This is a genomic window from Pedobacter gandavensis (genome assembly GCF_014172405.1).
GTDB classification, from domain to species: domain Bacteria; phylum Bacteroidota; class Bacteroidia; order Sphingobacteriales; family Sphingobacteriaceae; genus Pedobacter; species Pedobacter gandavensis.
Genome location: NZ_WNXC01000007.1, coordinates 43,693 through 57,216, shown reverse-complemented (window position 1 = coordinate 57,216; position 13,524 = coordinate 43,693). Strand labels below are relative to the sequence as shown.

Sequence of the window (13,524 nt, the reverse complement as noted above, 5' to 3'; positions counted from 1 at the left end):
TGTTAAAAAAGTATTGAAGCTATATGCGAAAATAGTATAGTTTTGATTTTATGAAGTTTCAACTCATAGATGTCCTCATCATCGTCACCTATCTGATCAGTACGATCATTATTGGCTTTTGGTATCGTAAAAAGGCGAAAGAAAATAACCAGAGTTATATCATGGGAGGCAAATCATTGCCTTGGTATAAGCTGGGGTTGAGTGATGCCTCGGATATGTTTGACATTAGTGGTACCATGTGGATGGTGAGTCTCTGCTTTGTCTATGGGATGAAAAGCATCTGGATTCCATGGCTATGGCCGGTATTTAATCAGGTTTTTCTGATGATGTATTTGTCGAAATGGTTGCGGCGCTCTAATGCCACTACGGGTGCAGAATGGCTTTCTACCAGATTTGGATTGAAAGGACGCGGAGTGGGCGCTTCTCATAAAGTGGTAGTTGCCTTTGCGCTGCTGAGTTGCCTGGGCTTTCTGGCCTATGGTTTCATCGGGCTCGGTAAATTTGTAGAGATTTTTATTCCCTGGGATTTTGTAAAAGCCTATGTGCCTTTTGAAGTTTCCCCGCATTATGTGCCTCATTTTTATGGTATTATATTCACGCTTTTTGCCATGTTTTATTCTATTCTGGGAGGAATGCATGGGATCGTGTTTGGCGACATGATCAAGTACGCCATCATGACGGTTGTTTGCATTTCCATTGCCGTAATTGCGATGGTTAACCTGAACGGTCAGCATCTAAATGTGCCAAAAGGCTGGGATAGTCCTTTCTTCGGAACGCATTTGGAGCTCGACTGGACGGGTATCATCAATGATGTCAATAAAAAAATAGAAAGCGATGGCTATTCATTGTTCAGCATTTTCTTTATGATGATGCTGTTTAAAGGGGTGTTTGCTTCCTTAGCCGGGCCGCCACCAAACTATGATATGCAAAAAATCTTGTCCACCAGATCTCCTAAAGAAGCAAGTAAAATGAGTGGGTTTGTCTCTATTGTATTGCTGCCAATCCGTTATTCACTTATTGTGGGTCTAACGGTTTTGGGGATTCTTTACTATGACCAAATGAACTTAAAAGGATTGGATGGCGCGATAGATTATGAAAGGATTTTGCCGGCAAGTATCCATAGTTTTGTACCGGTTGGCTTATTCGGATTAGTGCTTACAGGTCTTCTAGGGGCTTTTATGGGGACTTTTAGTGGAACATTGAATGCAGCTCAAGCCTATATTGTGAATGATGTTTATCTCAAATACATCAACCCTGAAGCCTCAAATAAAAAGATCATTTCTATGAATTATTTATCAGGGGTATTGGTGGTTGTAGTTGGAATAACCTTAGGCTTCTTTGCCAGGGATGTGAATAGTGTATTGCAGTGGATCGTATCTGCTTTGTATGGTGGATATATTGCTGCAAATGTCTTGAAATGGCATTGGTGGAGGTTCAATTCCAACGGTTTTTTCTGGGGAATGTTTACCGGAATCATCGCCGCCCTGGTATTTACCAGGTTCTTTTCAGGAGTAGAATTCCTGTATTATTTCCCATTGCTATTCCTGCTTTCCCTGGCAGGTTCAGTAATTGGAACCTATATGGCTCCGCCCACAGACGAAGAGACGCTTAAAAGTTTTTACCGAACTGTTCGGCCCTGGGGATTTTGGAAACCTGTTCATCAACTGGTTTTAAAAGAGGATCCATCCTTTCAGGCGAATAAAAATTTTGGCAGGGATATGTTCAATGTGGTACTGGGCATTATTGCACAGCTTTGCCTCACCCTGCTGCCAATGTACCTGATTTTAATGATGAAAATGCCCTTGATGATTACAATAGCCATACTGGCAGTCATTGTATTCATCCTGAAAAGAACCTGGTGGAATAAACTCGAAGATTAATAGAACTATATGATGGATTACGACAAAAGACTGGAGGAGCTCTCCCTAGCCCATCAGTCTTTACTTACGCGCAGAAACAAATCTGAAAACTTAGGAAATGGTATTTTTAACCGATATGAAAATCCGGTTTTAACCGCTGCACATACTCCGCTTTATTGGCGTTATAATTTGAACAGAGAAAGTAACCCTTTCCTGATGGAACGAATTGGTATCAACTCGGTGTTTAATGCCGGTGCGATTAAGTGGAATAACAAATACCTCCTGATGGCCAGAGTGGAGGCGAGTGACAGGAAGTCTTTTTTTGCCATTGCGGAAAGCGACAATGGTATTGATCAGTTTAAATTCTGGGAATACCCCGTCGTCATTCCTGAAACAGATTTGCCGGATACCAATGTGTATGATGTGCGGCTAACCGCTCATGAAGATGGCTGGGTTTATGGCCTGTTTTGTACGGAAAGGAGAGATCCTTCGGCATCCCCAGGAGATCAATCAGCGGCCTTGGCACAGTGTGGAATTATCCGCAGTAAAGATTTGTTAACCTGGGAGCGCCTGGCAGATTTGAAAACGAGCTCTCAACAGCAGCGAAATGTGGTGCTTCATCCAGAGTTTGTCTCCGGTAAATATGCATTTTACACGCGGCCGCAAGATTCTTTTATCGAAGCAGGAAATGGTGGTGGAATTGCTTTTGGCCTTTCTGAATCTATAGAAAATGCAGAGATTCCTGAAGAGTTGCTGATCGATAAAAAGGAATATCATACGGTTTACGAAGCCAAAAATGGTCAGGGACCTGCGCCTATTAAAACGAAATATGGTTGGTTGCACCTCGCTCATGGGGTTAGAAATACAGCTGCGGGATTAAGGTATGTGCTGTATGTGTTCATGACAGACCTCAATGACCTGAGCCGGGTAATCCATAAACCCGCGGGATATTTTATTGCACCAGAAGGAGCGGAAAGAATTGGTGATGTGTCTAATGTGGTGTTTAGCAATGGTTGGATCGCGGATGAGGATGGCAGGGTGTTTATTTATTATGCGGCCTCAGATTCCAGGATTCATGTGGCCACAAGTACGATAGATCAATTGTTGGATTATGTGTTGCATACGCAGGAAGATGGTTTGAGATCTGCGGAAACAGTACAACGTATTCATCATTTAATTGATCAGAATAAAGAAAACGAGAGATTGTAATCGGTTTCCTCCTTAGGAGGAGTTAGGGTTGTGGTCGGGAAGAAGTGCAGGTTGGAATAGGGTATAGTAGGAGGATGGTAAGAGTTGCGCTTGGGTTGATGTAGCATTTTGCCTATTGGACTCCTTCGGAACTCCTACTCAACTGCTACTGGAGTTAACCTTCTTCCCGACCAAACCAGAATCTTTCATAAATGAAATTAATATGTACTTTTGCGGCACGTACAGATTTCTATTGCTATGATGAACCTTGCCCTGATTGAATTTAACCAGACCTTATTGTATAAGTTTATCAGATTTGGTGTGGTTGGGTTTTCTGGTCTGGCTATTGATTTTGGCATTACTTATGTCTGTAAGGAAAAGCTTAAAATCCATAAATACGTATCGAGTTCATTGGGTTTCACGGTCGCTACGGCCTCCAATTATACACTTAATCGCAACTGGACTTTTGAAGACCATGCAGCAGCCAGCATCACGCAGTTTAGTAAGTTTTTTATGATTGCGTTGGTGGGTTTATTCCTCAGTAATATCCTCATTTATCTGCTTCATGATAAATTGAAATGGAACTTTTATGTGGCCAAAGCCTGTGCCATTGTGGTGATCTCCCTGTGGAACTTTTTCGCCAATTACCTATATACTTTCTCTAGCTAAAACCAACGCTTCATGCTGCAAACAAAAAAAAGTCCTGAACAAATATTGTTTATTTTCTTAGGCATCTGGACGATATTAAACATCATTCAGGCCAGTGTTGTAGAGGTTCATCCTGATGAAGCTTATTATTGGATGTACTCCAGGTTCTTAGATTGGGGTTATTTTGACCATCCACCGATGGTCGCATTATTTATTAAAATTGGAGATTTCCTGTGGCCTTCCACTTTGGGGATGCGTTTCCTAACCGTGATCAGCAGCTCTCTTTCCGTATTTTTTCTCTGGAAAATTGTGAAGCCTTATGGCGAAAATATCAAGCTCTTTATCTTGTTGTTCAGTGCTGTGCTGCTATTCCATGTTTATGGGTTCATTACCACTCCTGATGCGCCTTTATTCTTTTTTACCATCTTATTTTTCTATGTCTATCAGAAATACCTGGCTTCAGATCAGTTGAAATGGGCTTTGCTGTTGGCATTGGTGATTGCTTGCTTGTTGTACAGTAAATACCATGGGATTTTAGTCTTGTTATTTACGATTCTTTCTAACCTGAGCCTGCTGAAAAGACCTTCTTTCTGGCTGATTGTAGGGGTAGCCACCTTGGCTTTCTTTCCCCATATTTATTGGCAAATGGAAAACAATTACCCTTCATTTTATTATCATGTGATAGATCGTTCTGCAGCTTTTTATAAATTGAAGTTTACAACGGAATATTTGCTGGCTCAGTTGGCATTAGCAGGCCCATTGGTGGGTTGGTTTTTGTATCGCGCTGCAGTGGTATTGAAAACCCCGGATACGTTTATCAGGGCGATTAAAGTTAACTTTTTTGGGATATTCATCTTTTTCTTCTTCAGTACTTTTAAAGGTAGGGTAGAGGCACATTGGACTTTACCAGGCATGATTTGCCTGTTTATTCTAGCCTATCTTTATTTGTCAAACAGAACCGTTCCTAAATGGTTTGAAAGGCTGGCACTTGCCAATATCGCCTTGATATTGATCGCCAGATTGGTCTTGTTGATTCCTATTCCTTTCTTGATGAAGAATAAAAGTGTGGCTTATTATTTTGGCAATGAAACCTGGGCAAAACAAATTCAGGAAAAGGCAGGAGATGCACCGGTGATCTTTATGGATAGTTTTCAAGAGCCATCAAAGTACAATTATTACAACCGTACCACAAAAGGCTTTAGTTATAATTCCCGTAATTACCGCAAAAATCAATACGATATCTGGTCGTTGGAGGACAGTTTAAGAAATAAGCGAGTGTATTGGGTTGGACGAGATAGCAAAGGTTTAGCTGGTCAGGATACGTTGGAGACCTCAAAAGGTCTGTATTATGGCAATTGGATTGATTCGGTAAGGCTATATCAAAAGGTCTCAGTTAATCCGGTAGAAAAGTCAGTACTACTTGGGAAAAATCAGCCTAGAGTATTAAAGCTCCGGATCACCAATCCTTATGATGAGGATATTTACTTAGGGAATGATGCTGGCGAAAAATGGCCTTGTGTTTTGGAGTATGGCTATAAAAATGGCCCGGATCTCTCTGAGTTCAGATTGGTCAAAGCAGCCAACTTGCAAAAACTGAGGATTCCTGCAAAACAATCGGTAGTGCTGAACGCTGAAATCCTGGGGCCTAAAGAAGGAGGTATGTATAAACTGATCTTTTCTTTAAGAACAGACCCTTTTTCGGGAGCCAGGAATAGCAATATGATTAAGGCAGAAGTTCATTAAATGACAGCAGTAGCGGTTAAATAGAAAGTTGCTTTAATAAGGTCATTTGATCGATCGTACCGGAATGTCTCCAAACGATTTCACCGTTTTTAAAGACCATGAATGTCGGTACTGACCTGACATTGTATTTGTTAGCTGCGGCCGGATTCTTATCAATGTCAATTTTGATAACCCGGGCGTTGCCTTTGGTAATTCTTGCAATTTCCTGAACGATTGGATTCATGGTTTTGCAGGGGCCGCACCAATCTGCATGAAAATCAACGAGTATTGGCGTACCTGATTGAATCAATTCTTGAAATGCACTCATAGCTGTTTGTTTAAGGGCTTGATGTTTTTAAAGGAAAGCATTTATAGGGTATTCCGGAGAAAAACAGCCCAGCAGGGATTTTGGTTTTCTCCGGTTAAGGATTTTATGGTGTAGTAATTTTGTAATGCAATTGACCAGCCACCATTAAAAATTAATGTGCGTCATAAATGATTACTTTTTCAAAAAGACCACGGAATTCATCCAAAAATGCTTTGTGCAATTCATGAACCTGATAAACATCGTGTCCGGCAAGGTCTGAAAAGAACAATACTAAGGAGAAAGTATAAGTGGTGTCTACTACTGCACGGTCAATCGGAGCAGGAGTACCGATATGGAAAGCTTCTACCGTTTCGATTGCTTCTAATTTTTCAAGGCCATCTCTGAAAGCGGCTTTTTGTTCTTCGGTCGTGTCGGCTTTTAGCCAGAATAAAACGTGATGAGCTAACATATAATAAGGTTTTTTGGTAAATATAGGGAATTGTATGCTGCCAGCGTATTGGATTTGAATATTCCCCCGCTACAAGAAGCCTGAAGATGGGAAAAGGAACCGGAGAAAGGTATGGGACCTTCCTCCGGTAACTTAATCTAGCGTGCAATTATAGAAACGGGAAGGAAGGTCTAAACGCTACAGTCAAATTAAATATTTCTCCAAGATTTAATAAGCGCAGAATTTTGAGCTTGTATTCCATGAATTGTTAATTTCAAAACATTGAGGTTACATTGATTTAATTTTGATAATTTAGTTTCGGGGATTTCCAAATGCCAACAAAACAGACCATTTCCGACCAAGAGCTTCAAGCCAAATTAATGGCAGGGGAGGAGTCTGCTTTTTCGGAACTCTATGACCGTTATAGTAGGGTGATCTCTACCTATATCAAAAGATTTGTAAATTCTTCAGACCTGGCTGAAGACCTGACTCAAGAAGTTTTTATAAAAATTTGGCAGCATAAATCCAAACTTTCTGAGGTTCGCTCGATCAAAGCTTACCTATTAATTATGGCAAGAAATCATACCTTAAACAGCCTTAAAAAAGCAATGCGTTCTGATGTTGCTATGGCCGAAGTGATCAATTGCTTTGTAGAACAAAGGAATGATACTGAAGAAGAACTGTTGAGTAAAGAATATCTGCATTACCTGGAAAAAGCATTGTCAGAATTGCCATTAAGAACAAGAGAGATATTTAGACTTTGTCGGCAGGAAGGAAAAAGCTATGATGAGGTAGCTTTCGCCTTGGGGATTTCTAGAAATGCAGTCAAAAACCACATGGTTGGCTCCATGAAAATATTAAGTGCCTCCGTAAAAAAAGACCTTGGGATATCGCTCAGCATCCTTTTAACCGTCTTCCTCAAATAGTTTAAAAATAAATAATTTTCAGCTACCCTATAGCCCCCTCCATATTGTCTTAATGTTTGAAGGGACATCCTATGGAAGAAAGCGATTTTTACGAAACTTTGGTGCAGCGTTACCTAAAAAAACAACTGAACGATCAGGAGCTGGAACTTTTTGCCGAATTGGTGAAAACCGGTGAACTGGACGATCACTTGTTAATGGCATGGAATGAGGATTTGGAAATCACGGAAGAAGATGAATTGGATTTTAATCGTGCGCAGAAGGTCAGGTTCTTATGGCCTAAGGCTGTGGCAGCAGCAGCCATTTTAGTGATGCTCTCTTTTGGTGGATATTTTTATTTTCAAAAATACGCCGCTGTAAATACCAATGATTTAAGGGCCAGTCTGAATGATGTGGATCCCGGTGGCAATAAGGCTACGCTGACTTTAGCCGACGGCTCAAAAATTTCCCTTACAGACGCGGATAATGGCGAACTCGCCAAGCAAAGTGGGGTAAGGATTTCAAAAAGTAAAAACGGAGAATTGGTCTATAGTGTGATCGCATCCGATACGAAACAGCCTGTTTTTAATACCATCAGTACCCCAAGAGGTGGGGTATACCAGGTGAATCTTCCTGATGGCACCAGGGTATGGCTCAATGCGGCATCTTCTCTAAGATTCCCAACCACATTTACTCAGTTAAAAGAACGTAAAGTGGAGCTGGAAGGAGAGGCCTATTTTGAAGTTGCAAAGAATAAGAAACTTCCTTTTATTGTTTCCACAGGTGCCCAGCAAGTGCAGGTTTTAGGGACACACTTTAACATCAATTCTTACCAGGATGAGGAGGAAGTGAAAACAACCTTATTGGAAGGTAGTGTGAAAGTTTTTGCAGCAAATATGATGGTATTGAAACCAGGAGAGCAAGCCAATGTAACTAAAAATGGTGCAGGGAATGTGAAAGTTAGTCAGGCAAATATTGAGCAAGTGATGGCCTGGAAAAATGGCTTCTTCCATTTCGAAAAAGATAACCTTCATGCCGTAATGCGACAATTGTCGCGCTGGTATGATGTAGACATTGTATATGAAGTAGACCGACCTGACGACGAGTTTATGGGGGATATCCCAAGAGGGATCAAATTATCCGAAGTCCTTAAAATGTTGTCTTTTGAAGGGACACAGTTTAAGATTGATGGCCATAAACTCATCGTTAAAAAGTAAAATAAATGATCATCCTATAACCGAATTGTTAACCCAATCCCATTCGCTTATGAAAAGATAAATACTCAATAGCAACACTGTGATGAAGGAATAAACAGGACCCTGCTCGCAACAGGGCCCTGTTAGCGCCCATCCGATCATCTCAGATAGGAACACTGTTCCGGTTGACCTCAAAAAAAACTTATTGGATAATTAATGAATAAACCAAAACATACCAAAAATATGAAATTAAACTCATGTAGTAAAGCCCCTCTTTTGAGGCGGCTATGCTCAACTCAGACCATATTGGCCATGAAACTCACCGTAATTTTAATCTTCTTTTGCTGCCTTCAGGTATCAGCTGATGGGTTCTCACAAAAAATTACACTTTCGAAAAGAAACAGCACATTCAACGCAGTTTTTGAAAGCATAAAACAACAAAGTGGTTATACTTTCTTCTACAATAATAAAATGATTAAGCAAGAAGGCTTGATCAGTATTGAACTGGCTGATGCTAGCCTGGAAGATGCATTAAGCAAAATTTTCAAAAACCGCCCGTACTCTTATATGATCCTCAATAAAACAGTGGTGATTAAAAAGAAAACCTTGGAGAGTATGGCTGCTGAACCTTTAACCATGAATTCAATGGTTGCCATGATGCAGATCAAAGGGAAAATAGTGGATACCGAAGGTAATCCTTTGCCAGGAGCTTCAATCATTGTTAAAGGCACAAAAGACGGTGCTTCTTCGAGTACATCCGGGGATTTTGTGATCAATGCAAAAACAGGAGATGTACTTGTGATCAGGTACCTGGGCTATGCCACAAAAGAAGTTACCGTGAGTTCAAGTACTACGGTAATGACGATTGTGTTGGAGGCGCAAAAACAAGACCTTAGTGAGGTAGTTGTAACTGCTTTAGGGGTGAAACGTTCTGAGAAATCATTGGGGTATGCCGTTCAGAAGATTGCCGGTGATAAGGTGCAGACCGTGAAAGGTGTCGATCTTGGTACTTCCTTAACAGGACAGGTTGCCGGATTGGTGGTGAAGAATTCTACGGAATTTAATGCTAAGCCAGCTTTGGAACTTAGAGGTGAAGGCGTGCTATTGGTTATTGATGGAGTGCCTTATGGTAACATGACACTTCGTGATGTTCCTGCGGATGATATTGAAAGCATGGACCTGTTAAAAGGATCTACGGCTTCTGCTTTGTACGGCTCACGTGCTGGTGGAGGTGTGTTATTGATTACCACGAAAAAAGGAGCTGCTGGTAAAGGATTTGCTGTTGATATCAATAGCAACACCATGTTTCAGTTGGGCTATCTGGCTGTTCCGGAAGTGCAGAGTTCTTATGGACGTGGACAAAATGGGGTGATCGACAATGACTATGTTTGGGGTCCAAAATTAGACGCAGGTAATACCGCCAGAGATTGGAATCCGGCTACCAAGCAGTTCGAAGACAATCGTCCTTTGGTTTCTGTAGGAAAAGACAACCTGAAGAACTTCATGAATACGGGTATCATCACCAATAATAATGTTTCTATCGCTCAGACTGGTGAAAATGGAAGTTTCAGAATCGGATTAAACCATATTTATAATAAAGGACAGTTTCCAAATCAGAAGCTGAACATGCTGAATTTTACTTCCGGTGGAGAAATTAGAATCAATGATAAATTTAAAATTGAAAGTCATTTTGGTTTGAGTAGACGCGATGCACCGCAAGTATGGGGTGGTGGCTATGACAACCAGGGTTACCTTTATCAATTGGTGATGTGGACTGGTACCGAATATGATATCCGTGATTATAAAGATTACTGGGTAATTCCTAATAAAACTCAAAACTGGATGTATACCAACTGGTATGACAACCCTTATTTGATTGCAAATGAGAAATTAAATGGCAAAACGGAGAATACCGTTAATGCAAACGTAACGGCAAATTATAAGTTTAATGACGACTTTAACCTGATGTTGCGTTTGGGTTATGACAACTATAACAACTCAGAAACGATGCGTAACCCTACGGCAAATATCTTCTCTACCAGAGGGGGATGGAATGCAAGGGGAATGTATAGTATCAATAACACCACTGGGTACAGTACCAATGATGACTTGATTTTAACCTATAAAAAGAAATTGAATAAATGGTCATTTGACGCGCTTGCCGGTGGAACTATTTATTATTATGCAGATCAGGGTTTAAGGTCTACGACTAAAAACGGATTGATTTCTCCAACCTTCTTTTCATTGGCAGGTTCTATCGAGCCACCAACTGTTACGCCATACCATAAAGCCAGACAAATCAATAGTTTGTACGGACGTGCTTCCATTGGTTGGAATGACGCTGTATTCTTAGATGTGACCGGAAGAAATGATTGGAATTCCGCACAGCCGAAATCGTCAAGAGATTATTTTTATCCTTCTATCGGTTCCAGTGTCGTGATCTCCGAATTGGTGAAATTCCCGGAAGTAGTAGATATGTTTAAAGTTCGTGGTTCCTGGACCATCTTTAAAAATGCATTTGATCCTTATGCCATCAATAGTGTATATAGCACAACTACAGCCGCATGGAATACACTAAACTCTGGTAGTTATCCTAATTACCTGTTGGGTGATGGCTTATTGCCAAGTTCGCAGCGCACCTGGGAAATCGGTGCAGTAGGTTACCTGTTTAAGAAACGCCTTCATTTCGATGTTGCCTATTTTAACAAGTATTATTACAACAGACAAACAGATTTGTCAGGGGGTAGTAATACGGCATTTTTACCTAATTCAAGTGGCTTCAGTATGGCAATTGTCAATACTAAAGAAACTTATGAACGTCGTGGTATTGAGATTACAGTAGATGGATCGGTGATTAAAGGCAGGGATTTCGAATGGTATGCAACCATGAACTGGGCACAACAACACCGCTATTATGTTGATTTAGATCCTTTATATTCTCCAGATGATTTGTGGACTAAAAAAGGAGAAAGATTGGATACTTATAAAGCGAATTATTGGTTGAGAGATCCTCAAGGTAATATCATTTTCAATAACGGTTCTCCGGTTAACAGTGATTACAATAAAAAATATGGCTATGGTGAACCTGATTTTAGTTTTGGTTTCATCAATAGTTTCCGGTACAAAAACTGGAACCTGAATGTAAATGTTGATGGTCGTATTGGTGGTCTGATGTACAATTACATGTATGATAAGATGTGGGATACCGGAACAAATCCTGATTCTGATAACCAGTATCGTTATGATCAGGTCGTAAACGGCAAGAATAATTTCGTGGGTCAAGGGGTTAAAGTGACTTCAGGAGCAGTAGTTTTTGATAAATATGGTCAGGTAGTGAGTGATACCCGTGTGTATGCACCAAATGATGTACAAGTAGGTTATCAGGACTATGCACAGAAATTTAGAGGTGGCGATAAAGGGATTCAGAATGAGTCTTTTGTGAAACTTCGTGAGTTGTCGCTGGGCTATAGTTTCTCACCAAAATTCATTAACAAATTAGGGTTAAAAAGAGCTTCCTTCTCTGTGACGGGACAGAACTTATGGATGTGGACCAATTTTAAATACTCAGATCCGGATGTAGATACGGAGAACCTGAATTCACCATCACAACGGATGTTGGGTTTCAATTTTAAAGTAGGCTTCTAACCATTAAATAAAAATATACTCATATGAAAACTAGAGTTTTAAAATATATATCGATTCTGCCAGTGTTGGCAATGATGGGTACTGGTTGCCAGAAGTTTGAAGACATCAATTCAAACCCGGACAGAACCACAGAAGTAAGTTCTTCGATCCTGGCAACAGGTATGATTCTGAATATTACCAGAAATGAAATTGGTACTCAGAAAGCATTTATGCAGCCTTTTCTTTTAGGGAAGTACATCACCTGGGGGGAAGGTCAGGAAAATTTACAATACAATAAACTGGGTAGAGCAGATTTTGGACGTCTGACTTTGTTGCGTAATATTCCGCCAATGGAAAAATATGCGACCACGGAAGGTTTGAGGAAATCTTATCAGGCCCTGGGTCATTTTATCAGAGCATGGCAGTTTTTTCAAGCGAGTATGCAAGTTGGAGATATCCCTTATACTGATGCGATTAAAGGAGAAAGTGAAAAGGTGTTACAGCCAAAGTATGATACGCAAAAGACGGTCTTTTTAGGGATTTTAAATGAGCTGGATCAAGCGAATCAGTTGTTTTCCGAAGGTGCGAATTTTGACGGTGATCCAATTTATGCCGGTAAAGTAGACAGCTGGAGAAGGTTAACCAATAGTTTTGAACTTCATGTGCTGATGAATTTGTATAAGAAAACAGCTGATGCAGATTTAAAAGTGATCGAGCGCTTTAAAGATATCGTTGCCAACCGCCCATTAATGCGTGATTATAAAGATAATTTTGCTTTGGCTTACAACAATGTTGCCGGACAGAATTATCCATGGTCTGATGTGCCGGCAGGTTCTGGAAATTCATTCGTGAAGTCTAATTATACGATGCTTTCCAATACTTTATTGGCACCAATGAAGGCCAATAAGGATCAACGTTTATTCTATTATGCGAAACCTTCCCCAGTGAAAATTACTGCCGGACTTTTGGCTTCAGATTACAATGCTTATCCAGGTGTAGAACCTTCAGATGCTTTCTCTAGCTTGCAGACACGTAGAGTGGGAAAAGATTATGCAGATTTGAATAACCGTTATGTGCAATTGGTAAATGCAGAAGCAGTGAGTTTGTTCAGTTATTGGGACCAACAATTTATCCTGGCTGAAGCTAATGTAAGGGGATGGATTACGGGTACCTCAGCACAGACTTACTATGCTGCGGGTATCAGTAGCTCGATGAATTTTGTTGCGATCAGTACTCCGGATGTGGTAGACTACAACCACAATATGAAAATGGAAGCTGCTTATATTGATGCTTTTCCTGCTTCTGCCGGTGTAGCGCTTGCAGGAGCACCTGCACAGCAAATTGAACAGATCATTACCCAAAAATATCTCGCTAATTTCTTACAAGGTGGAAAGTTTAGCGCATGGATGGAAAACAGAAGAACTGGTTACCCAGTGTTTACGTTAAACAGCAACACCAATTTAAACACACCAACTACCAATTTCCCATTACGTTGGTTGTACCCTGGAAATGAACTGGATTATAACTCAGCAAACGTATCTGCAGCTGTTCAAAGCCAGTATGGTGGAAATGATGATGTGAATCAAATCATGTGGATCTTAAAGTAAGATTTTATGTTATATTTATAATA

10 protein-coding genes are annotated in these 13,524 nt (G+C 40.5%); 8 read left to right on the top strand and 2 right to left on the bottom strand.

Translation table 11 applies throughout. The annotated features are described in order from the left end of the window. The first annotated feature begins 50 nt into the window (after window positions 1-50). The 4 genes from GM920_RS17470 (at window position 51) to GM920_RS17455 (ending at window position 5,438) form a co-directional block, all read left to right on the top strand. Entirely contained in the window at window positions 51-1,880 is a 1,830-nt protein-coding gene (locus GM920_RS17470) for a sodium:solute symporter family protein (RefSeq protein ID WP_182959873.1), read from the top strand. 9 nt (window positions 1,881-1,889) lie between these two features. Then, window positions 1,890-3,068, top strand: a complete 1,179-nt coding sequence (locus GM920_RS17465; RefSeq protein WP_202986141.1) for a glycoside hydrolase family 130 protein — start codon at window positions 1,890-1,892, stop codon at window positions 3,066-3,068. A gap of 237 nt (window positions 3,069-3,305) precedes the next feature. Then, complete coding sequence (locus GM920_RS17460) at window positions 3,306-3,716, top strand: GtrA family protein (RefSeq protein ID WP_182959871.1); 411 nt, start codon at window positions 3,306-3,308, stop codon at window positions 3,714-3,716. 12 nt (window positions 3,717-3,728) lie between these two features. Further along, entirely contained in the window at window positions 3,729-5,438 is a 1,710-nt protein-coding gene (locus GM920_RS17455) for an ArnT family glycosyltransferase (RefSeq protein ID WP_182959869.1), read from the top strand. 16 nt (window positions 5,439-5,454) lie between these two features. Here the strand turns inward: GM920_RS17455 and trxA are convergent, their stop codons facing one another. After that, a complete protein-coding gene (gene trxA / locus GM920_RS17450; protein ID WP_182959867.1) occupies window positions 5,455-5,745 on the bottom strand; it encodes a thioredoxin in 291 nt (96 codons plus the stop codon). Between the two features lie 151 nt (window positions 5,746-5,896). Continuing rightward, entirely contained in the window at window positions 5,897-6,193 is a 297-nt protein-coding gene (locus tag GM920_RS17445) for a Dabb family protein (protein WP_182959865.1), read from the bottom strand. A 311-nt stretch (window positions 6,194-6,504) separates the two neighbouring features. Between GM920_RS17445 and GM920_RS17440 the strand changes: the two genes are divergently transcribed. The 4 genes from GM920_RS17440 (at window position 6,505) to GM920_RS17425 (ending at window position 13,501) form a co-directional block, all read left to right on the top strand. Beyond that, entirely contained in the window at window positions 6,505-7,098 is a 594-nt protein-coding gene (locus tag GM920_RS17440; RefSeq protein WP_182959864.1) for an RNA polymerase sigma factor, read from the top strand. Between the two features lie 71 nt (window positions 7,099-7,169). Then, window positions 7,170-8,291 carry a FecR family protein gene (locus GM920_RS17435; protein WP_182959862.1) on the top strand — a complete coding sequence of 374 codons (1,122 nt, stop codon included), beginning with the start codon at window positions 7,170-7,172 and terminating at the stop codon, window positions 8,289-8,291. Between the two features lie 291 nt (window positions 8,292-8,582). After that, window positions 8,583-11,915 (top strand): SusC/RagA family TonB-linked outer membrane protein, encoded by a 3,333-nt coding sequence (locus tag GM920_RS17430; protein ID WP_182959860.1) that lies wholly within the window; start codon window positions 8,583-8,585, stop codon window positions 11,913-11,915. A 23-nt stretch (window positions 11,916-11,938) separates the two neighbouring features. Then, window positions 11,939-13,501: a SusD/RagB family nutrient-binding outer membrane lipoprotein gene (locus tag GM920_RS17425; protein ID WP_182959858.1), complete on the top strand. Its 1,563-nt coding sequence runs from the start codon at window positions 11,939-11,941 to the stop codon at window positions 13,499-13,501. The last annotated feature ends 23 nt before the right edge of the window (window positions 13,502-13,524 follow it).

Bases quoted from the DNA above. Each gene is read 5' to 3' on its own strand.
- GM920_RS17470 (WP_182959873.1), top strand. From the start codon at position 51: ATGAAGTTTCAACTCATAGATGTCCTCATCATCGTCACCTATCTGATC.
- GM920_RS17465 (WP_202986141.1), top strand. From the start codon at position 1,890: ATGATGGATTACGACAAAAGACTGGAGGAGCTCTCCCTAGCCCATCAG.
- GM920_RS17460 (WP_182959871.1), top strand. From the start codon at position 3,306: ATGATGAACCTTGCCCTGATTGAATTTAACCAGACCTTATTGTATAAG.
- GM920_RS17455 (WP_182959869.1), top strand. From the start codon at position 3,729: ATGCTGCAAACAAAAAAAAGTCCTGAACAAATATTGTTTATTTTCTTA.
- trxA (WP_182959867.1), bottom strand. From the start codon at position 5,745: ATGAGTGCATTTCAAGAATTGATTCAATCAGGTACGCCAATACTCGTT.
- GM920_RS17445 (WP_182959865.1), bottom strand. From the start codon at position 6,193: ATGTTAGCTCATCACGTTTTATTCTGGCTAAAAGCCGACACGACCGAA.
- GM920_RS17440 (WP_182959864.1), top strand. From the start codon at position 6,505: ATGCCAACAAAACAGACCATTTCCGACCAAGAGCTTCAAGCCAAATTA.
- GM920_RS17435 (WP_182959862.1), top strand. From the start codon at position 7,170: ATGGAAGAAAGCGATTTTTACGAAACTTTGGTGCAGCGTTACCTAAAA.
- GM920_RS17430 (WP_182959860.1), top strand. From the start codon at position 8,583: ATGAAACTCACCGTAATTTTAATCTTCTTTTGCTGCCTTCAGGTATCA.
- GM920_RS17425 (WP_182959858.1), top strand. From the start codon at position 11,939: ATGAAAACTAGAGTTTTAAAATATATATCGATTCTGCCAGTGTTGGCA.